Origin of the sequence: Cystobacter fuscus, assembly GCF_044360685.1 — a bacterium.
GTDB lineage: Bacteria > Myxococcota > Myxococcia > Myxococcales > Myxococcaceae > Cystobacter > Cystobacter fuscus_C.
This window is the reverse complement of sequence record NZ_CP043491.1, coordinates 9,956,732-9,976,217: the sequence shown is the minus strand read 5'-3', so window position 1 is coordinate 9,976,217 and position 19,486 is coordinate 9,956,732. Positions and strand designations below refer to the sequence as shown.

14 protein-coding genes are annotated in these 19,486 nt (G+C 68.6%); 8 read left to right on the top strand and 6 right to left on the bottom strand.

Annotated elements, in window-relative coordinates; translation table 11 throughout:
- Positions 1 to 5: 5 nt before the first annotated feature.
- Positions 6 to 1,256 carry a PucR family transcriptional regulator gene (locus tag F0U63_RS40875; RefSeq protein WP_395839077.1) on the bottom strand — a complete coding sequence of 417 codons (1,251 nt, stop codon included), beginning with the start codon at positions 1,254 to 1,256 and terminating at the stop codon, positions 6 to 8.
- Between the two features lie 89 nt (positions 1,257 to 1,345).
- On the opposite strand from F0U63_RS40875, the gene F0U63_RS40870 reads away from it, so the two are divergent.
- From F0U63_RS40870 to F0U63_RS40860, 3 genes are all read left to right on the top strand, one after another.
- Positions 1,346 to 2,896 carry a flavin-containing monooxygenase gene (locus tag F0U63_RS40870; RefSeq protein ID WP_395839075.1) on the top strand — a complete coding sequence of 517 codons (1,551 nt, stop codon included), beginning with the start codon at positions 1,346 to 1,348 and terminating at the stop codon, positions 2,894 to 2,896.
- Between the two features lie 111 nt (positions 2,897 to 3,007).
- The gene (locus F0U63_RS40865; protein ID WP_395839073.1) at positions 3,008 to 4,363 is read left to right on the top strand and encodes a spinster family MFS transporter; all 1,356 of its coding nucleotides are present in this window, start codon (positions 3,008 to 3,010) and stop codon (positions 4,361 to 4,363) included.
- A gap of 46 nt (positions 4,364 to 4,409) precedes the next feature.
- Positions 4,410 to 4,775 (top strand): hypothetical protein, encoded by a 366-nt coding sequence (locus tag F0U63_RS40860; protein WP_395839070.1) that lies wholly within the window; start codon positions 4,410 to 4,412, stop codon positions 4,773 to 4,775.
- A 27-nt stretch (positions 4,776 to 4,802) separates the two neighbouring features.
- Here the strand turns inward: F0U63_RS40860 and F0U63_RS40855 are convergent, their stop codons facing one another.
- Positions 4,803 to 6,725, bottom strand: coding sequence for an AAA domain-containing protein (locus F0U63_RS40855; protein ID WP_395839068.1), 1,923 nt, complete (start codon positions 6,723 to 6,725; stop codon positions 4,803 to 4,805).
- A gap of 83 nt (positions 6,726 to 6,808) precedes the next feature.
- On the opposite strand from F0U63_RS40855, the gene F0U63_RS40850 reads away from it, so the two are divergent.
- The gene (locus F0U63_RS40850) at positions 6,809 to 7,468 is read left to right on the top strand and encodes a hypothetical protein (RefSeq protein ID WP_395839065.1); all 660 of its coding nucleotides are present in this window, start codon (positions 6,809 to 6,811) and stop codon (positions 7,466 to 7,468) included.
- On the opposite strand, the gene F0U63_RS40845 is transcribed toward F0U63_RS40850, so the two are convergent.
- Together F0U63_RS40845 and F0U63_RS40840 are read right to left on the bottom strand one after the other, a co-directional pair.
- A complete protein-coding gene (locus F0U63_RS40845) occupies positions 7,465 to 8,550 on the bottom strand; it encodes an AAA family ATPase (protein ID WP_395839062.1) in 1,086 nt (361 codons plus the stop codon). The two genes, F0U63_RS40850 and F0U63_RS40845, sit on opposite strands and share 4 nt — an antisense overlap.
- A gap of 19 nt (positions 8,551 to 8,569) precedes the next feature.
- Positions 8,570 to 9,397 (bottom strand): PPK2 family polyphosphate kinase, encoded by an 828-nt coding sequence (locus tag F0U63_RS40840; RefSeq protein ID WP_395839059.1) that lies wholly within the window; start codon positions 9,395 to 9,397, stop codon positions 8,570 to 8,572.
- An 88-nt stretch (positions 9,398 to 9,485) separates the two neighbouring features.
- Between F0U63_RS40840 and F0U63_RS40835 the strand changes: the two genes are divergently transcribed.
- Both F0U63_RS40835 and F0U63_RS40830 read left to right on the top strand, forming a co-directional pair.
- On the top strand, positions 9,486 to 9,941 hold the full coding sequence (locus F0U63_RS40835; protein WP_395839057.1) for an AAA family ATPase: 456 nt from the start codon (positions 9,486 to 9,488) through the stop codon (positions 9,939 to 9,941).
- A 46-nt stretch (positions 9,942 to 9,987) separates the two neighbouring features.
- Positions 9,988 to 12,060 carry a thioredoxin domain-containing protein gene (locus F0U63_RS40830; protein ID WP_395839055.1) on the top strand — a complete coding sequence of 691 codons (2,073 nt, stop codon included), beginning with the start codon at positions 9,988 to 9,990 and terminating at the stop codon, positions 12,058 to 12,060.
- A gap of 15 nt (positions 12,061 to 12,075) precedes the next feature.
- On the opposite strand, the gene F0U63_RS40825 is transcribed toward F0U63_RS40830, so the two are convergent.
- Positions 12,076 to 15,108 (bottom strand): RICIN domain-containing protein, encoded by a 3,033-nt coding sequence (locus tag F0U63_RS40825; RefSeq protein WP_395839053.1) that lies wholly within the window; start codon positions 15,106 to 15,108, stop codon positions 12,076 to 12,078.
- A 1,084-nt stretch (positions 15,109 to 16,192) separates the two neighbouring features.
- Here F0U63_RS40825 and F0U63_RS40820 point away from each other — a divergent pair.
- Together F0U63_RS40820 and F0U63_RS40815 are read left to right on the top strand one after the other, a co-directional pair.
- Entirely contained in the window at positions 16,193 to 16,912 is a 720-nt protein-coding gene (locus tag F0U63_RS40820) for a hypothetical protein (protein WP_395839051.1), read from the top strand.
- Between the two features lie 15 nt (positions 16,913 to 16,927).
- Positions 16,928 to 18,100 carry a tetratricopeptide repeat protein gene (locus F0U63_RS40815; RefSeq protein ID WP_395839048.1) on the top strand — a complete coding sequence of 391 codons (1,173 nt, stop codon included), beginning with the start codon at positions 16,928 to 16,930 and terminating at the stop codon, positions 18,098 to 18,100.
- Positions 18,101 to 18,119: 19 nt separating this feature from the next.
- On the opposite strand, the gene F0U63_RS40810 is transcribed toward F0U63_RS40815, so the two are convergent.
- Positions 18,120 to 19,268 carry a cyclic nucleotide-binding domain-containing protein gene (locus F0U63_RS40810; RefSeq protein WP_395839046.1) on the bottom strand — a complete coding sequence of 383 codons (1,149 nt, stop codon included), beginning with the start codon at positions 19,266 to 19,268 and terminating at the stop codon, positions 18,120 to 18,122.
- Between the last annotated feature and the right edge of the window lie 218 nt (positions 19,269 to 19,486).

Below are 19,486 nucleotides of genomic sequence, written 5' to 3'. Positions count from 1 at the left end.
TCCAATCATGTGCCGGGTTTCCGCCAGCGGAGCACCTCGAGCGCGACGGCGACGTGCACGCGGTTGTGCTTGAGCGGCCGTGGGAGAAGTTCCTCGGCACGGGCGAGCCGGCGCAGCAGGGTGTTGCGATGGGTGTGGAGGCGGGTCGCTGTACGGGCGGCGTTGCACCCCTCGTCGAGGAACGTCAGGAGGGTGTTCCGGAGCTCCGGACTGGCCGTCTCGAGGTCTCCGAGCGTGTGCTTGACGAACTGGTCCGCGCCCTCGGGATCCTGGGTCACCAGGGAGACGAGCCGGACCATGTCGAAGGTGACGATGCGCTGCTCCGCCCCCAGGCGCGCGAGCATTCGCTGGGTCTCGAGGGCATCGAGGTGACCGCGACGAAAGCCATCGACTCCACGGCCGGTGGAGCCGAGGGCGATGCGGACGCCAGGCAGCCGCTGGGTCGCTGAGCGCACCTGCTCGAGGTCCGGTTCAGTTCCTCCCGGCAGCCACACCCACAGGGTGGCCGCGCTGGCGACAACCGTGAGGGGGCGTGGTGCACCGGATGTGCGGGCCAGGGCGTCGGCCGCCCTTTCCAGCGAGCCGGGGTCCAACCCGGCTTCGTCGCTCCACACGACGGCAGCGCGGTGGTCCTGGTCGAGCCTGTACCCGAGGCGCCGTGCGGCGACCTGGGGGGAGATGGGCGCACCATCGAGGATGAGCGCGACGACCTCGCGGCGCTCGGCGTGGGTGCCGCGGGTGAGCTCGTCGCGCTCCGCCGCCATCTGGGTGGAGATGCCCGTGATCGTCGCGTCGATGAACGAGGAGATGGAGCGGGCCGACAGGTCGAGCAGCTCGCGCAGCTCGTCCGGGTCGGAGGTCAGCTCGAAGGCAATGGACATCCACCGGAGCCAGGCCGCGTTCTGCCCGGTGCGGTAGGCGTTCAGCGCGGCCTCGTTGACCCCACGGCGCACGAGGTCGCGTGCGATGCCGATCGCCTCGGGGCTGAGGTTCGCCGCGACGGGCGCACCCGGGTCACGCACGTTCGCCGCCGCCCAGTGGATGAGGTTCGCGTGGTTCGTCCTGCGCATCGCCGCGGCGAGGACCGGGTCCTCCGCGATGACCTTCATGTTCTCGGGCGACAGCGTGGCCTCATCGAGCTCCTTGAGCCATTGAGGTGGCGCGTTCAGGGCCCTTTCGGCCCCCAGGCGCATCAACTCGCGCATCCGCTCCGAGGGGCGCTGCCGTGAGCCCGACCTGCCTTGTCGACGGTGCATGTTGCACCACTCCTAGCTCATTCTGGTGCGGTCTGTACCTTGTTGCGGCGCCTCGCCTTGGCCATCCTCGAGTAACAAAGGAGACCCTCATGACCCCCACGCTCGCCGCGGCCCCTCCCGAACATGTCGACGTGTTGATCGTCGGCGCCGGCATCTCGGGGATTGGCGCGGCCTACTACCTGCAACGGGAGCTTCCCTCGAAGTCGTACGCCATTCTCGAGGCCCGTGGTGCCACCGGTGGCACGTGGGATCTCTTCCGCTATCCCGGCATCCGCTCCGACTCGGACCTGCACACGTTCGGGTACGAGTTCAAGCCGTGGACGAGCGACAAGACGATCGCTGGCGCGGACGCCATCCTCGCCTACCTGCGCGAGACCGCGGCCGAGTACGGGATCGACCGCAAGATTCGACTCCACCACAAGGTGCTCGGCGCGGCCTGGTCCAGCAGGGATGCGCGATGGCTCGTCGACGTCGAGCGCACCGACACCGGCGAGCGCACGAGGCTCTCGTGCCGGTGGCTGTTCTGCGCCGGTGGCTACTACCGCTACGACCAGGGGTTCGCTCCCCGGTTCGAGGGAACCGAGCGCTTCAAGGGCCGGATCGTCCATCCGCAGCACTGGCCCGAGGACCTCGACTGCGCGGGCAAGCGCGTCATCGTCATCGGGAGTGGCGCCACCGCCGTGACGCTGGTGCCGGCGCTGGCCGAAGCGGCGGCGCACGTGACGATGCTGCAGCGCACGCCCTCCTATATCCTGCCCGTCCCCTCCGAGGATGCGATCGCGAAGCTTCTGCGGAAGTTCCTCCCGAAGGACCGGGCTCACGAACTCACGCGGCGCAAGGAAATCGCCAAGCAGCGTGCGATCTGGCGCTTCTGCCAGCGCTACCCGCATGCGGCCCGGCGTCTCATCCGCTACCTCAACGCCAGGCAACTGCCGAAGGGGTATCCGGTCGACGAGCACTTCAACCCGCCCTACGACCCGTGGGACCAGCGGCTGTGCGTGGTCCCCGACGCGGATCTCTTCAAGGCCATCAGCAGCGGCCGCGCGTCGATGGTCACCGACCACATCGAGACCTTCACCGAGCGGGGCCTCCGGCTGAAGTCGGGCCGGGAGCTCGAGGCCGACATCATCATCACCGCCACCGGGTTGAATCTCCAGGCGCTCGGAGGCATGGCGCTGACCGTCGACGGAGTGCCGGTGCACCTGCCCGACAAGGTCGTCTTCAGGGGCATGATGCTCAACGGGGTGCCGAACTTCTCGGTCGCCATCGGCTACACCAACTCGTCCTGGACGCTGAAGATCGGCCTGCTGTGCGAGCACTTCTGCCGCCTGCTCGCGTACATGGATGCCCATGGCCACACCCTCTGCACCCCCGAACTGAATGACCCGGCGATGCCGACCCGGCCGCTGCTCGACTTCGGCGCCGGGTACGTACAGCGCTCCGTCGACGCGTTGCCGCGCCAGGGCAACCGGGCCCCGTGGTTGATGTCGATGGACTACCACTCGGACGTCAAGCTGCTGCGGGAGGATCCGGTGGAAGACCAGAACCTGCGGTTCTCCTCTCACGTCCGGCTGGCCAGCGCGCCCACGTCGGATACGAGCGGCCTCCGCTCCCCCCTCGCGGCAGGAGGAAGGAGATGAGCACGATCAACTGACCCGCCTGCTTGCCGTGGGGTACTGGCGGTTCATCCGTGCCAAGCTCGCCGCGACGAACGTACGGCGGCCGCGATGTCCGCCCCAAAGGCGATTCCCTTGAGCAATGGCACAGACCGGCAGCGGGTCCACGCGGGAGGCATCCTCCTCCTGCTCTTCCTCGCCAACCTCCTCAACTTCTTCGATCGCACCATCCCCGCCATCGTCATCGAGCCGCTGCGCAAGGAGTACGGCCTGAGCGACCTGCAGGTGGGGCTCCTGTCCGCGGCCTTCACCCTGGTGTACGCCGTCGCGGGCATCCCGCTCGGCAGGCTCGCCGACACGGGGGCACGGCGGAAGGTGCTCGGCTGGGGCCTGGTGGTGTGGAGTGCGTTCACCGGGCTCAACGCCCTGGCGTGGAGCTATGCCTCGTTCTTCCTCCTGCGCATGGGCGTGGGGGTGGGCGAGGCCAGCTACGCGCCAGCGGCCAGCTCGCTCATCTCGGACCTCTACCCGGCGAACCGGCGCGCCCGCGCCACGGGCCTCTACATGCTCGGGCTGCCGCTCGGGGTGATGCTCGCGTTCTTCACGGTGGGCGGCATGGTGACGGCCTTCGGCAGCTGGCGGGCGCCCTTCGTCATCGCCGCCGTGCCGGGCGTGGTGCTCGCCTTCGCGCTCTTCCGCATCCGGGAGCCGACGCGCGGGGCGAGCGAGGAGGTGCGTGGGACGCAGGCGGCCGTGGCTCGCCCCATCCGCACGCTGCTCGGCCTGCGCACGCTCCTCTGGCTCATCCTCTCGGGGGTGACGCTGAACTTCGCCTCCTACGCGGGCAACACCTTTCTCGTCCCCATGTTGCAGCGCTACTTCGGGTTGGCGCTGGTGCCGGCGGCCGTGCTGACCGGCTTCATCACGGGCTTCACGGGCCTGGTGGGGCTGACGCTGGGGGGCTCGGTGGCGGACAGACTCCACGCGCGGTGGGAGCGGGGACGCCTCGTCTTCGGGGCCGTCAGCATGCTGTTCGGAGCGGTCGGCACCGGGCTCGCGCTGCTCTCCGGCCGCGCGTCGGTCCCGCTCTTCGCCGTCCTCTTCGGGCTCGGCTGGCTCGGGCTCTTCAACTACTACACGAGCGTCTACCCGGCCATCCACGACGTGGTGGAGCCGCGCCTGAGGGCCACGGCCGTCGCGCTGTACTTCGCGGGCATGTACCTGCTGGGCGGCGCGCTGGGCCCGGCCGTGGTGGGTGGCCTCTCCGACGCACTCACCCTGGCCGCGATGCGCGCGGCGGGGGCGACGGAGGTGACCGAGGCGTTCAAGGCGATGGGGCTGCACGGCGCCTTGTTCCTCATCCCCGTGATGCTCCTGCTCACCTCGCTGTTCATCTACCTGGCCTCCCGGAGCTTCGTGGCCGATGCGCAGCGAATGCGGGAAGCGCTGGCGCGTGAGGACGCCCCGGGAAGGGTGTCAGACGACTCGTAGAAGGCACACGAAGCAAGGTTTGGAATGAGAAGGCGGCCAAGCGCAAATGACGATGACGCGAGAAGAGTTCGTTTCGGTCTTGAAGATGGTTGCGAGGGACAGCGCGGCGGATGGGGTCCTCAAGAACCTGGAGTCGCCTCCTGGCCGGCGTCCGGCTCTGGATCTCGTCAAGGCCTCCAAGTGGTTCAAGCAGCTGGGGCCCGAGGACCGTGAAATGGTCCGATGGGTAGCGGCCGAGGCCGCCCATGCCTGCCTTTTTGGTGTCTTCTGCGTCCTGGATAGGGTGAGGGCCTTCTCCCGGGACTCGGCGGCCTATCTCGATTTGTACTATGTCGCTGGGGGCACGAGGACGTTGCTCAACGACTTCAAGGAAGAGGCGCTGCACGACATCCTGAATGCGGTCGATGAGTGATGCGTTCCCAGAAGTCCGCGAGTGCTTTCAGGGGACCTCGTTGGGGTCTGGCCATTCCCAGGCGGAGCGGTAGCCCGCGCCCTCCTGGGTGGACTCGATGAAGCGCGCGTAGAAGGCGTGGCCGCTGAGGGTGGCCGAGTCGCCCACGACGAAGAGGTGCCGGCGGGCGCGGGTGAGCGCCACGTTCATGCGGCGCAGGTCCGAGAGGAAGCCAATCTGCCCCTCGGAGTTGGAGCGCACGAGGCTCAGGAGGATGGCGTCCTTCTCCCGCCCCTGGAAGGCATCCACGGTGTCCACCTCCACGTCGGGCGAGAGCGGCTCCACGCGCTCGCGCAGGGCGTGGGCCTGGGCGCGATAGGGGGTGATGACGGCCAGCTCGCGCGGCGCGAGCCCCGCGGCGAGCAGCTCCCTCACCCGGGCGACGATCAGGTCCGCCTCGCCGGTGTTGAAGAGGCTGCCGGTGTCCTTCTCCTGCTCCTCCTCGAAGCCCTTGCCGGCCGTGTCGAGGTAGAGCACGGGCGGGAAGTCTCCCCGAGCCTCCGGTGGCAGCACGTCCGCCAGGGTTCGCCCGGCCACGCTCGGGTGGGCGCGCAGCTCGCCGCCATACATCTCCTTCGAGGGGAAGGTCATGATGGCGGTGTTCATCCGGTACTGCTCGCGCAGCATGCGCTTGACGCCGTCCCCGTGGTCCGCGAGCAGGCGCTCGAAGAGGCTCACGGCCAGGCCCGCCTTGGCGGCCTCGGGGGAGAGGATGGTGGGGGGGAGCTGCTGGGGGTCGCCCGCGAGCACCACCTTGGGGGCGCGCAGGAAGCCGAGCAGGGCGAGCGGCTCGGTGGATTGGGCGGCCTCGTCCAGCAGCGCGAGGTCGAACTCCTCGTGGGCGAGCACTCCGGAGTCGAGGCTCGCGAGCGTCACGCACACCACCTGGGCGCGCTCCAGCACGTTGCGCACGGCCTTGCGCTCGAGGGCGCGCGCCTCGTCCAGCAGGCCCTTGGCCTCGGTGGTGGAGGCGCGGGCGTTGGAGAAACGCTCGCGGCTGCGGCCCTGGGTGCGCTGGCGGCGCGCGTAGCCGAGCAGCGAGAAGGCCTCGTCGAAGAGCTCGCGCGAGAGGACGCGGTCGGGGTGGTCCTCGACGATGAGATCCAGGGTGTGCTCCTGGAGCCGGGGCGTGACGCGGGCGGGGTGGCCCACGCGCACCGCGCGCAGGCCCTTGTCCAGGCACAAGTCGAGCAGGTGGTCCACGGCGGCGTTGCTGGCGGCGGCGCACAGCAGGCGCTGGCCCTGGGCGACGGCCTGGGCGGCCACCTCGGCGAGCACGGTGCTCTTGCCGGTGCCGGGAGGGCCGTGCACGAGGAAGAAGTCCTCGGCGGCGAGCGCGCGGGCGACGGCGTCATGCTGCTCGGGGTTGAGGGGGCGCGAGGGGGTGAACTCGCGCAGGGAGTCGAAGCGGGGGGGCTCGTTGCCGAGCAGCACCTCGCGCTTGCGGCGGCCCAGGCCCTTGTCGAGCGCCTTGACCCGGGAGAGGCCGGCGCGCATGCGCTCGTAGGTGACGTCGTTGGGGACGCGGTCGAGCCGCAGCAGGCCCTCGTGGATGAAGGGGGGAGGGGAGCGGTCGAAGGCGAGCTGGACGCGGGTGGCGGTGGCGCGGGTGACGAGGGCCCGGGCGGGCTCCTTCACCTCGGCGCGGCGGGGGAAGACGGCTACCTGGTCGCCGTTGTCGAGCCGGGCGGGGAAGCGGGCGCGGTCCTGGCGCGCGAGCGTGACGAGGACGCGGCCTCCGAGGCCCACTTCTTCCTCCAGGCTCTCCAGGTCGAGGAAGGACAGGCCCTGTTCGGCGCGCTGCTGGAGGGACATGCCCTCGGCGAGGGCCGCCGTGCGGGCGCGCTCGGCGTCGCGCTCCATGGAGAGGAGGCGGCCCAGGGAGTCGAAGAAGGAGACGTCGCGAGGCATGGGAGGGGTTTATGCCATGCCCGACGTCAGTCGCATCAGGTGTCAAAGAACTCGATGGCGCGCGCTGTGCATTAAACCCCGTCATGCACCGTCACCTGTGGCTCCTCGTCCTCACCCTGTTGTGCACCTGTCGTGCCAGTACGCCGCCTCCCGCGGCCCAGTTGGCGGAGACACCCCTGCCCGACATGTTCGGGCCTATCGACTGGAGCACCGACGCGGACAGTCTGCGCGCGCGCTTTCCGGAAGCGCGGGTGTGGGAGACGGATCATGACCCCAGGGACTGGAAGGACGAGGAGGGGCGTGAGCTCGTGGCCGTGGAGGTCGTGGCCACGGACGCGCACCTGGAGCCTTTCGGCACGGTGGACATCCGCGTGATGCGCTTCGAGGGACATGCCCCAGCGGTGCTCGTCATCCAGCGCTCGGACAACCCGGATGAGTGCTTCCCCGGAGGAGCCTCGCAAGAGCAGAGCGATGCGTGCCTTCTGCGCCTGGAGAGCGCGCGCAGGGCGGTCTACGACTCCCTCGCCGCGCGGCTCACCTCCCGCTTCGGCCCCGGCAAGCTCGACCACCTCCAGTCCGAGGCCATGCTCACGGACAAGGAGCCCGTGGACATCGCGCAGTCCGAGCGCACCTGGGAGCTCCCCGGACTGGTCCTCCGTCTGGCGCTCGGCATGGACCCGCGCTACCACTCGCCGATGATGGTACGCCTCGTCGCTTCGCGTGACCCCCGGTACCCGTACTAGTCCTCCGCTTCCTCCACGAGTTCCGTGGCGCCTCCGTTCCGGTGCAGTGTCAGGAGGGCCGCGCGGGTGTTCTTCTCCAGGGCGGAGGCGAGCTCCTGGGCGTGCGTGGTGACGAAGATCTGCCCCCGGCGGCTCGCGTCGGCGATGAGACGGGCGAGTGGCTCGAGGAGAGAGGGATGCAGGCTCGTCTCGGGCTCGTTGAGCGCGAGGAAGGGGGGCGGCCTGGGAGAGAGCAGGGCGGCGAGCAGACACAGGTAGCGCAGGGTTCCGTCGGACAGCTCCGTCGCGCCCAGGGGGCGGCCGAGCCCCGGCATGTGCAGGTGGATCGAGAAGCGTCCGTCCTCGGAATCCAGCTCCAGCCGGGCGCCAGGAAAGGCCCGCGTCACGGCGTCGTGCATCGCCCGGGTGTCTCCGATCTCCTGGATGGTCATCAACGCCGCGGCCAGATCCCTCCCGTCATGGGCCAGCGCGGGGGTGCGCACGCCGACCTGCTCGTGGCGCAGGGGCGACTCGGGGTCGGTCCGGAAGTGGTGATAGAAGCGCCACTGGAGCAGCTCCGCGCGCAGCGCGCTCAGCAGGGGATACCGGTGCGGCTCGGAGATCTGCGCCAGCACGGACTCGTGGCCCCACAGCCTGGCGGCGAAGGTGGTGCGGCGGCCCTCCGCGTCCCGCGCGAAGACGCTCTGGGCGCGGCGCTCGGCCACCACGTGCCGGCGTGTGCCCTCGTGCACCCAGACCGTCTCCTCCTTCACGTCCGGGTCGAGCAGGAAGGGGCCTTGGGGCGGTGGCACGAGCCCACAGGACAGCTCGTAGGCCAGGTCCTCCAGGCGCACGCCCACGGTGACGCGCGCCGTCTCCGTCTTCTTGCGCGCTCCCGCCCACAGCGCCGAGGGCATTCCTCCTTCCTCGGCCAGCGTGTGCGCGAAGTCCCCCCGGGCCGCGGCGTGCAGCAGGTACAGCGAGCGGTAGACGTTCGTCTTGCCGCTGCCATTGGGGCCCACCACCACCGTCACCGGCGCGAGCTCGAAGCGCAACGCGTGCACCGAGCGGTAGCCGGAGATCCACAGTTCCCGGACGGACATGATGCTCTCCGTGCTCCCTTCACTTGTCCTTGCGCCAGGCGGCCAGTTCCTTCTTCTTCTCCTGGCCCACCTCGTCGAGCCTGCCCTGCCAGGCGTCACGGTAGGGCCGGAGCGTCTCGACGAGCGTGTGCGCCACCACCAGGTTGCGGTACCACTTGGAGTTGGCGGGGACGATCGTCCAGGGTGCGTTCTTCGTCGACGTGCGCGCGAACACCTCCTCGTAGGCCTGGGTGTAGTCCTCCCAGTGGGCCCGGTCCTCCCAGTCGCCGGCGCTGATCTTCCACGCCTTGCGCGGCTCCTTCTCGCGCGAGCGCAGCCGCTCCTCCTGCTCCTCGAGGCTGATGTGGAGGAAGAATTTGAGGATGATCGTCCCATGCTCGGCGAGCAGCTCCTCGAAGTCGCGGATGTGGCCGTAGCGCTCCTTCCAGAGCGACTCGGGCACCAGCCCCTTCACGCGCGAGACGAGCACGTCCTCGTAGTGCGAGCGGTTGAAGATGCCGAACTCGCCCTTGCGCGGCGTGGCCTTGTGGACGCGCCAGAGGAAGTCGTGCTCCAGCTCCTCGGGGGTGGGCACGCCGAAGGAGGTGATGCTGAGCCCTCGGGGATTGAGGAAGCCCGCGACGTGCTTGATGGTGCCATCCTTCCCGGCGGTGTCCCGGCCTTGCAAGACGATGAGCACGGCGTTCATCCGCGCGCCCCACAGCAGGTCCTGCAGGTCGAACAGCTCCTCGCCGAGGACTTCCAGTTGCCGCTTCGCCTCCTCCTTGTCCGTCCCCGCTGGAGGTTCCGGCGAGATGTCGTCCAGACGAATCTTCTCGTTCTGCTTGTTGATGGTACGGATGTCCATGGGGCCCTCGCCGTGAGAGCGGGGCAGGTTTCCACGTGGAGGGGGGCCTGACAACAGCCGCCGCCGCCACTGTCACGCAGGGCACGCCATGGAACTCGTCCTCTTCATTGGGCTACAGGGCTCGGGCAAGAGCAGCTTCTACCGGGAGCGCTTCGCGGCCACGCACGTGCACGTGAGCAAGGACCTGTGGCCCAACGCGCGCAAGCGCGAGGCGCGGCAGCGCCGGCTCATCGACGAGGCGCTCGCGCGGGGCGAGTCGGTGGTGGTGGACAACACCAACCCCCGGCTCGAGGACCGGGCCCCGCTCATCGCCATCGGCCGGGAGCGGGGGGCGCGGGTGGTGGGCTATGCCTTCGAGTCGGACCTGGACGCGTGCCTCGCGCGCAACGCGGGGCGTGTCGGCCGGGCCCGGGTGGAGGACAAGGCCATCCTCATCACGCGGCACCACCTGCGCTGGCCCTCGTATGCCGAGGGCTTCGATGCCTTGTTCCAGGTGCGCCTTACCCCGGAGGGGGGCTTCCTCGTGAACTCCTGGGCTTCGTAGCCCTTTGCCCAACATTCCCGCTTCCCGGGCCGGTAGGTTCGCGCCCATGGCCAACCGACTCGAGCGAGAACCCTCTCCCTACCTGCGGCAGCACGCCTCCAACCCGGTGGACTGGTACCCCTGGGGAGAAGAGGCCTTCGCGCGGGCGCGGGCGGAGGACAAGCCCCTGCTCCTGTCGGTGGGCTACTCGGCCTGTCACTGGTGCCACGTCATGGCGCACGAGTCCTTCGAGGACGAGGCCATCGCCCGGTTGATGAACGAGGGCTTCATCAACGTGAAGGTGGACCGCGAGGAGCGGCCGGACGTGGATCAGCTCTACCAGGGCGTGGTGCAGTTGATGGGGCAGGGGGGCGGCTGGCCGCTGACGGTGTTCCTCACGCCGGACCTCGTGCCCTTCTTCGGTGGCACCTACTTCCCGCCGAAGGATCGCTATGGACGGCCGGGTTTTCCCAAGGTGCTGCAAGCGCTGCGCGAGGCCTGGGACACGAACCGCGGCGAGCTGTTGAGCCAGGCGCGGGAGTTCCGCGAGGGACTGGGCGAGCTGGCCCTGCATGGGCTGGACGCGGCGCCGGCGGCGTTGAAGCCGGAGGACATCGTGTCCATGGGCCTGTCCCTGTTGCAACGGATGGACGGCGTGAATGGTGGCTTCGGCGGAGCGCCCAAGTTCCCCAACCCCATGAACGTGGCGCTGGTGCTCAGGGCCTGGCGGCGCGCGCCGGAGCAGGACGCGCTGAAGCAGGCGGTGCTGCTGACGCTGGAGAAGATGGCGCGGGGCGGTGTCTATGATCAGCTCGGAGGGGGCTTCCACCGCTACTCCGTGGACGAGCGGTGGACGGTGCCCCACTTCGAGAAGATGCTCTACGACAACGCGCAGCTGCTGCACCTGTACGCGGAGGCGCAGCAGGTGGAGCCGCGGCCGCTGTGGCGCAAGGTGGTGGAGGAGACGGCGGAGTACGTGCGGCGGGAGATGACGGACGCGCGGGGCGGCTTCTACGCCACCCAGGACGCGGACAGCGAGGGCGAGGAAGGCCGCTTCTTCGTGTGGCTCCCCGAGCAGGTGCGCGAGGTGTTGCCGCCGGAGCTGGCGGAGCTGGCGCTGCGCCACTTCCGCGTCACAGCGCTGGGCAACTTCGAGCATGGGCGCACGGTGCTGGAGTCCGTGGTGTCCGTGGAGGCCCTGGCCGAGGAGCTCCAGCGGCCAGTGGAGGAGGTGGCCTCGGGGCTGAGCGAGGCGCGGCGGCGGCTCTTCGAGGCGCGCGAGCGGCGGGTGAAGCCGGGCCGGGACGACAAGATCCTGGCGGGTTGGAACGGGCTGATGATTCGCGGGCTGGCGTTCGCGGGCCGCGTCTTCGACCGGGCCGACTGGGTGGAGAGCGCCCGGAAGGCGGCGGACTTCGTGCTGGCGGAGCTGTGGGACGGCCAGCGGCTCTCGCGCTCGTACCAGGAGGGGCAGGCGCGCATTCCGGGGTTCATCGAGGACTACGGAGACCTGGCCGCGGGCCTCACCGCGCTCTACCAGGCGACCTTCGAGCCCCGCTACCTGGAGGCGGCGGAGGCGCTGGTGCGCACGGCCGAGACGCTCTTTTGGGATGAGGAGCGGGGGGCGTACCTGACGGCGCCGAGGACGCAGGGCGACCTGGTGGTGGCCACCTACGCGACGTTCGACAACGCGTTTCCCTCGGGCGCGTCGGCGCTGACGGAGGCGCAGGTGGCGCTCGCGGCGCTCACGTCCAACAAGCAGTACCTGGAGCTGCCCGAGCGCTACGTGTCACGCATGGGCGAGCAGTTGCGCAAGAACCCGATGGGGTATGGGCACCTGGCGCTGGCGGCGGACGCGCTCGTGGATGGCGCGCCAGGCGTGACCTTCGCGGGAACGCGGGAGGCAGTGGAGCCCCTGCTGGCGGTATCCCGGACGGTCTACGCGCCCACGTTTGGCTTCACCTGGAAGGCGCCGGAGGCCCCCGTTCCGCCCTCCATGCGCGAGACCTTCCTGGGCCGGGAGCCGGTGGGCGGACGCGCCGCCGCCTACCTGTGCCGGAACTTCGCCTGCGAGCCACCCCTCACGGATGCGGGGGTGCTCGCCACCCGGTTCTCGAGCCCTGCTTCTCGGGGTCCTTGACAGACAGCCAGCGGTTCAAGGCCAGACGCGCGAGATCCAATCCCGCCACTTCTGGATGCGCTGGGCCTCGGCACCCAGCTGCGTGGCCTTCCAGACGCCATACTGCTGCTTCTGCTCGGCCGTGACCCTTCCGTCCACCGCGTTCATCGCGAAGTTGCCCGCTGTCGGCTGGGCCAGGGGCTGGCGGGTCCGGTCCACACAGAACGCGAACCCGGCATACGGCTCGGGCTCGCCCAGCTCCGTGTTGGCTGGATCGCAACGCCGCCAGTCCGCGGGATTCGTGTCGGTGTACAGGACATTGAACTGGTTGATCGCCCCATTGAGCACCTTCAGGTACAGGCCCGGTTGGAGTTGCTCGAGCTTGCTGAAGGGCGTCCTGCTGGTGCCCTGGGTCGTCGCCTGGTCCATGAAGTTGGTGGGGGTCAGGTGCTTCAGGACCTGCGCCCGGCCGAAGCGTCCACGGTTGTTGATGAGGCCATTCGTCTGGGTTGGCACGTACAGAGGGATGTCATTGTTGACGTACTGGGCCGACTTGATGCGGGCCTGCAGCAGCCGGATGTCGCTCAGGAAGGCCGCGTTCGCGTGCGCGGGCGTCGAGGTGCCGAGGCTCTGTGACAGGAGCTCGTCGAAGCCGGTCAGATAGGGCCAGTCCACCGAGAAGTTCACCCAATCGCCTTGAGCGCCCGGGTTGATGGAGACCTGCATCTGGTACCAGGCGTTGGTCCGGTAGTACGAGCCCACGATGTTGGAGCGCTCCCAGGCCAGGTACCACTCCCGGGTGACCTTCCCCGAAGACTCGTCGGCCTGGTAGAGCATGTGCGGAGCCAGGAAGAACACGCTCACCGTGTTGAAGGGCCAGCCTCGCACCTCACCCCGGCCTCTCCAGGTCTTGGTGGTGGAGTTGAAGTCGCCAATGAACCACTGCTGATTGCCTTCGAGCCCATGGGTGTGGGCCCACTCCCACTGCTTGATGACGTTCCAGTGGAGCATGCTCATGACGGCGCGCTCGATGAAGGCGTTGGTGGTGAAGGACGCCGGATCGCTGGCCGTCGTGGTGCTGGCGGCACGCGCGGCCAGGAGGCGGGCACCGACCTGTGCGCCGTACTCGCCGGAGCTGGCGATGTGGTTGCCACGGCCTCCGCCCAGGAAGCGGTAGCCCTCCCAGCCAAAGTTGCTGAAGTAGCCCTGGATCTCGTTGCGCTCGCTCGGGGTCAGATGGCTCCAGTCCCCATACTGCCCGTTGGGATTCTTGTGGGCCTTGAGCCACGCCTCGATCTGCTCCGCGCTGGCCTTGGGGTGGGTGCGGCTGCTTTGCGACCACTGGGCTCCGTTCTCGAAGGAACCGGCGCTGCTGGCGCCCGTGGGCCACACGTCGAGCGGATGGATCGTGGGCAGCCAGGCGTTCCAGTCGGGGTACTGCAACGGCATGGCGACTTCCCGCGCGTTCATGGTGGCGTTGGCGTTCATCACGGCGTCGACGTCGGCCTGGCTCAGGGAACTCGGCGGCTTGCCGAAGAGGGCCTGGACGGCCTGGGCGGGCGTCTCGAGCACCGCGCCCAGACCCGCTCCGGCGGCCCATTCGATGATGGGTTTGCTGTCCAGCCCCTGGCCCGGCTGGTACGGCGGGTTCCACGGCGTGGCCTGGGCCACGTGGGGGACGTTCCTCTGGCTGTAGCGGATGTAGGCGGCGATCTGTCTGCCTTGTGCCTCGCTCAGGCCGTGGAAGCGCGAGCGCTGCACGATGGCGTTGTTGGAGTAGTTGAAGTACTGCAAATCCCGCCCATCGCTCGCGTGGCAGGAGGAGCAGGCAGCCGTGATGTTGCGTCTGACGATACTGCTCTTGAGGAGCTTGCCCTGGCCATACCAGAGCGCCTCGCCCGCCGTGACATCGGCACTCCACGTCTGGCCGGCCACCTTTTCGGCTTGGATGTCGGCGAACTGCACGGGGTTGCTGGCCAGGCTGTTGCCCTGGGCGTCTTGCAACCGGAGGTCGAGGACGCGGTAGCCATTGGACTCACCATCGGTCCCGTTGAAACGGAACTGGACGCGGTTGGCTCCAGGTGCGGCCACGAGCCTCGCCCGGGTGGTGGCATCGAGCGCGAGGCTCATGCGCGTGGTGTAGAACCCGCCGCGGGTCAGGCCGCCCTGGACACGTTCGACATCGGCCAGCTTCACGGTGGCGTCCGTGATGTCGATCCAGGGAATGCCGTCGGCCTGCTCCGGGCTGATGCCTCCGAGCACGCGCACGCTGGCCTTGATCCGGGTGGGCGGCTGGCTCGTCGCCTCGAACTCGGGGGCGCCAAAGAAGGCGCAGCGGTGGCACGTCCACCACAACTGGCTCACGTTGCCGAGCCGGCTGGAGTCCACGTGAAGGTTGGCCTCGGCGATCGCCGGGAGCGAAGGGGAGCCATCGCCCAGCAACTCGAGCGGCAACTTGAGCGGAGGGGCGGAGGGGTTGGGCTCCGGTTGGGTCAAGGCCTCCAGCCGCCACTGCTGATTGGGCTGGCCATGGCAATCCCACTGGTGGATCAGCCCACCCACGGCCTGGCTCATGTCCTTCACGTCCACGCACTTGCCGCTGTGCGCGGCCTTGATCTGGTAGGCTTCTCCTTGCGGGGTCATGATGAAGCGTTGGTTGGGCCCGCCGTTGTCGTTCCACTGCTGGAGCGGCTCGCCATTGACCGCGTTGTTCCCGCGCACGTCCAACGGCTTGCCACTGTGGACGGCACGCAACTGATAGGAGCCATCCGCCAAGGGCAGCACTTCGAAGTGTTGATGCGCCACGTTGGCACAGGTGGTTTGCTGGACCTGGGCTCCATCGGCCGTGCTGGCGCCAGCGACTTCCAGGCACAGGTTGGAGTGCACCGAAACCAGGCTGTACTGGCCCGCGGCCAGTGCACCCCGGCTGCCGCCAGCGACCTCGGGAGCTGTCTCTTCCAGGCCGCCACGGTCTCCACACGCCGCCAGCAGGCCCGCCACTGTCAGCACCATCGCCTTGCGGGGGATGGGAAGACGTTTTTTCGAGGAATAATCTGATTTCCAGGTCATGTGCCCAGGGTAGAGCGTCGGGCCCTGGTGGGAATCACCCGAAAGCGGGTGGAAGATTTCACCCGAAAGAGGGATCAAACGCTCCCTCTCATTCCTCATTCCCGGCCCACTGGTTTCAGCCACCTTCGCCTTTCTCGGAAGGTGAAACGGGTTGCCTTCTCCTGGATGGCGGATTGTGGCCCAATGTTTACGTCCCAGCCGTACGCGCCACGCTACATGACGCGCTGTTCGCCGCAGCCTCCTGCGCGCACGCCATGGGAGCGTCATGACCAGGATTCAGCAGCCACCCGTCCGTCGTAACTCGACCGGCTCAGCTCCCACCACCCCGCAGCGGGAGCCCCTTCGGAAGCGCGCCAACTCGATGCCGAGCCCTGGGGTGGCATCCAGCAACGCCGCGCAAGCCGCTGATCTCATCGACGAGCTGGGGAGCGACAATGCTGCCCGGAGGAACGAGGGTCCCGAGGCGAAGTCTTCGCAGGGGCGCCAAGCTCCCCCTGGCGATGGCTTCTCCACGCAGAGTCAGGGCGGGCGGGCTTCGGGTTCTGGCGGGTCCTCTTCCCCAGTGTCGCTCACTCCGCCCCCTCCGCGGCCGGGCTCCGCGCCTCCTACTCCCCGGCCGAGTGCCGCGCCCGTCGTGCCTTTCCGGCCGAGTTCCGCGCCCCCTGCTTTCCGGCCGAGTGCCGCGCCTCCTCCTTCCCAGACGAGTACTGCGTCCCCTCCTTCCCGGCCGAGTTCCGCGCCTCCTCCTTCCCAGACGAGTGCCGCGTCCCTTCCTCCCCGGCCGAGTTCCGCGCCTGGTCACATGGATTCCCCGGTCGCGGCGTACTCTTCCGTGTCCACTCCTCAGTCCTCGGCGGAACCGGGTCCTTCCGCTCCCGCCGCGAACAGCCGGCCCGCGGGTCTGAACTGGTTCAAGAAGGAGAACAAACCCGCTGAAACACAGGTCAAGAACTCCTCTCTCCAGGCCAATCTGATCGACAGCGCACCGCAGCCCCCCTCGGCGCGGCCTCCTGTCCCGAAATTTGGCCACGCGGAAGCCACCTTTACGCCCTTGGAGGTCGGGCATCGCATGTCCACCCAGGCGATGGAGGCCAGCAAGAAAGCCTCCAACGACTCCGGGAAAGCGGAACTCAAGGCGCAGGTGGGCTCCGCCACGCTTGGCTACAACGTCAACGTCAAGACGGGTGGAAAGGCATTGGGTGCTCCGGAGTCCATGGAGATGTCCGGAGCCGAGCTGGAGATCGCACCCGCCCTCGCCGAAATCAATCTGCTGAAGCTTCAGGGCAAGGTGGAGTCGCCCGAGGTCCGCCTCGGCAGTCTCTTTGGCAAGGAGCTGTACGGCAAGGCTGCCTTGGAAGGCGACTTCAGGGTCGGAGCCAACGCCGACCTCAAGATGAGGGCATACACGGACATCGATTCGAACGTCCTGGCCGAGGCCGAGGGCTCCGCCGGGGTCGAGGGGAACCTGAGGGCGAACCTCACCCTCCTGACGAAGGACGCGAACGGCAGCTCACAAGAACTGGGCACTCTCAAGCTCAGGGCCGGGTATTTCGGTGGCATCAAGGGCAACGCGGGCGCCGGCGTCCTGCCGAGAACGCCCCAGATGCTCCTCGGGCACGGGCCGACGCTCAGGGCCAATCTCGACGCGACCCCCATGACCACGGCCGCTGTCGGGTCGGCACTCGGTTCCGTCCGTTCCTGGATGAGCGGGAACCCCGCGGGCGCTCCCACTCCCGATCTCGAGATGGGGGTCGTCTCCCAGCAGTCCACCAACCGAATGCCGGGCTCCTGGCCCGCTCAGTAACGGCGACCCTCTCCCATGACACCCACGAAAACAGGCGCCCAAGGCGCGCGCCCCCTGCCACAGACCCGGCCCGATGAGCTGATCCGGCAATGCCTCTCGACCCTGGCCAGCGAGCCGAAGGATGTTTCGAGCCTCGTGGGTCTGATGCAGGCCTGCTTGAGCCTGGGGGCCTGGGACGAAGTGGCGTATACGGCGCGAAGACTGCTGGCGGTGGTGCCCACGCACCCGGAGGCCCAGGCTCATCTGGCCATGTTGCAGGCCCTCGAGGGGGACGCCAAAGCCGTCGAGCGGCTCAAGTCGCTCGCCAGCCGCGCGGAGACCGGCTTCCATCCGAGGTTCGATCTGGGAATCGTCTTGGACTCCTTGACGGATACCGCCGGTGCGAAGGCCGCGTTCGAGTCAGCCCGGAAGGTCGAACCCCAGAACCCGCAGGCCTGCTTCGAACTCGGGAAGATCGCGCTCCAGCAGCAGGACTGGGCCACGGCGGTCACCCGTTTCCAGGAGGCCGCGCGGCTCGCGCCCCAGTCCGGCGCCCCCTGCTTGCTGCTCGCGCGCGCCCATGTGGGGCAGGGAAAGCTCGACCTCGCCGTCAAGGCGGCGGTCGAAGCGCACAAGCGGGAGCCCGCGATGGTGGAGCCCCTCGAGGATCTCTACAGCTATCTGATGGTGGGCGAGGACCTGGACCATGCGCGGAAGATCGTCCGCGAGCTGCGCCGCCGGGCCCCCTCCAGTACAGACTACCTTTACAAGGAGGCCCTCCTGGAGCTGCGGAGCCGCCGGCATGACGAAGCCCGGCGGTTGCTGATGGAGTTGCTGCAACGGGTGCCGGAGTCATGGCAGGCCCGCCAGGCACTCGCGAAGGTTCATGTCATGCAAGGCCGGAGGCCCGAGGCGTTGAAGTTGCTGGAAGAGGCCACCGCCCTTGCCCCCAAGGAGCCAGGGCCCGCCAATGATCTGGCGCAACTGCTGATGCGCAGCCAGTCCTTCGCTCGGGCGCGCGAGGTCCTCCAGCGGGTGCTCGCCGAGTACCCGGACCATGCGGACACGCACCTCAACCTGGCGATTGCCCTGGCCCGGATCGCCCGTGAGCCAGCTCAGCGGCATGCCGAGAAGGCCCTGGAGCTCGGAACTCCCGAGGTCCAGGAGCAAGCCGGGCGCCTGCTGACGAAGCTCCGCGCCTCCGCTTGAGCGAGGGTTCAGGCTCGCTTCAACCTCGGGCGCTCGGAGGTGTCTCTCCGTGCGCCTCGGGCTCCAGGAACAGCCCGGAGGAGTACAGGATGCGCTCGTTGCTCATCCGCGAGAGCGCGTCGCACAGCCCGGGCTGATCCATGAGGAACCGGTCGCAGCTTCCCCAGTCCAGCCGCAGCAGCAGGCAGGTCGTTTCCGCGCGCACGGTGGCGGTGGCTGGCAGGCCGAGCATCAGGGAGATCTCCCCGAAGATGTCGCCTTCCTCCAGCGTCCGCAGGAGCTTCTCGCCGCCGTCCGGATGATGGTGCAGCACCTGGCACCGGCCCCTCAGCAGCAGGTACAGGGCATCCACCGGCTTGCCGTGTTCGAGCAGGGTCGCTCCCTTCGCCCTGGCGCGGAGCTGGAATTCACGGGCCAGGGCCGCCCTGCGCTCGGGCGGGAGGAGCCGGAAGAGCGGATTGCCTCGGAGCACGTCATTCAGCAGGTGCTCGTGGTGATAGGTCCTCAGCATCTCCGCCACGGAGGGGTAGCGCTGGATGATCTGTTCCAGCCGCTCACGGGACAGCTCCAGGACGGCCGTGCGCTCGAAGGCCCTGATGCTCGCGAGCCTCGGCACGCTGGCGAGGATGGACATCTCCCCGAAGAAGTCGCCCTCGCTCATGAAGGCGACCGTGCGCCGACGCCCCGATTTCAGCGTCCGCACCACCTCCACGCTCCCCTCCACGATGGCGAACATCGAATCGCCCGGCTCTCCTTCCTCGACGATGGTCTCCCCGGCGTGGAATTCTCGCAGTTCCAGCGACTCCATGACCGACAGGAACTCCTGCTCGCCGAGCCGCGAGAGCAGGGAGACGGGCTGCGAAGTCCCTCCCTCGTTCCAGTCCGTCTCGAGGACGGGCTCGCGCTCCATGGGCATCGGCACGGAGGGCCCCGGCGGAGCCAGGGGCTCCAGCTTCCGGGCATCCAACTCCGCGAGCAGTCGCCGCGTCGGCTCATGAGCCGGCTCGAGCCGGAGGATGACCTTGCACAACGCGATGGCGCGCGTCACCCACCCCCGCTGGGCCCACGCCTCCGCCAGATACTCGTAATCCAAGAGCACCTCTTCCGGCTGCTCGCTGGAAGGGAGTTGAACGGCCCCATCATGCGGCTCGCGCGACGTGTCGGACATGTTTCCCCCTGACATGTTGTTCCCCAGAACAGGGCATTCCGTACCGGCAGCCCTGATAACCGACAGAGTGCTCGCTCCCCCGTTTCGTGTCTGTGAGCCAGTTCACAGGCCCGGCGAAAGTGCCGCCATCCCCGGGCCGGCCGGTGCGCATCCGGCTTTCATGTTCAACGGATGACATTGCCGTGGAGCCACGGCGTCCACCCCGCGGCCCATCAGGC

Excerpts from the sequence above, each read along its gene's own strand:
- F0U63_RS40875 (WP_395839077.1), bottom strand. The coding sequence starts at position 1,256 with ATGCACCGTCGACAAGGCAGGTCGGGCTCACGGCAGCGCCCCTCGGAG.
- F0U63_RS40870 (WP_395839075.1), top strand. The coding sequence starts at position 1,346 with ATGACCCCCACGCTCGCCGCGGCCCCTCCCGAACATGTCGACGTGTTG.
- F0U63_RS40860 (WP_395839070.1), top strand. The coding sequence starts at position 4,410 with ATGACGATGACGCGAGAAGAGTTCGTTTCGGTCTTGAAGATGGTTGCG.
- F0U63_RS40855 (WP_395839068.1), bottom strand. The coding sequence starts at position 6,725 with ATGCCTCGCGACGTCTCCTTCTTCGACTCCCTGGGCCGCCTCCTCTCC.
- F0U63_RS40850 (WP_395839065.1), top strand. The coding sequence starts at position 6,809 with ATGCACCGTCACCTGTGGCTCCTCGTCCTCACCCTGTTGTGCACCTGT.
- F0U63_RS40845 (WP_395839062.1), bottom strand. The coding sequence starts at position 8,550 with ATGTCCGTCCGGGAACTGTGGATCTCCGGCTACCGCTCGGTGCACGCG.
- F0U63_RS40840 (WP_395839059.1), bottom strand. The coding sequence starts at position 9,397 with ATGGACATCCGTACCATCAACAAGCAGAACGAGAAGATTCGTCTGGAC.
- F0U63_RS40835 (WP_395839057.1), top strand. The coding sequence starts at position 9,486 with ATGGAACTCGTCCTCTTCATTGGGCTACAGGGCTCGGGCAAGAGCAGC.
- F0U63_RS40830 (WP_395839055.1), top strand. The coding sequence starts at position 9,988 with ATGGCCAACCGACTCGAGCGAGAACCCTCTCCCTACCTGCGGCAGCAC.
- F0U63_RS40825 (WP_395839053.1), bottom strand. The coding sequence starts at position 15,108 with ATGACCTGGAAATCAGATTATTCCTCGAAAAAACGTCTTCCCATCCCC.
- F0U63_RS40820 (WP_395839051.1), top strand. The coding sequence starts at position 16,193 with ATGGAGGCCAGCAAGAAAGCCTCCAACGACTCCGGGAAAGCGGAACTC.
- F0U63_RS40815 (WP_395839048.1), top strand. The coding sequence starts at position 16,928 with ATGACACCCACGAAAACAGGCGCCCAAGGCGCGCGCCCCCTGCCACAG.
- F0U63_RS40810 (WP_395839046.1), bottom strand. The coding sequence starts at position 19,268 with ATGTCCGACACGTCGCGCGAGCCGCATGATGGGGCCGTTCAACTCCCT.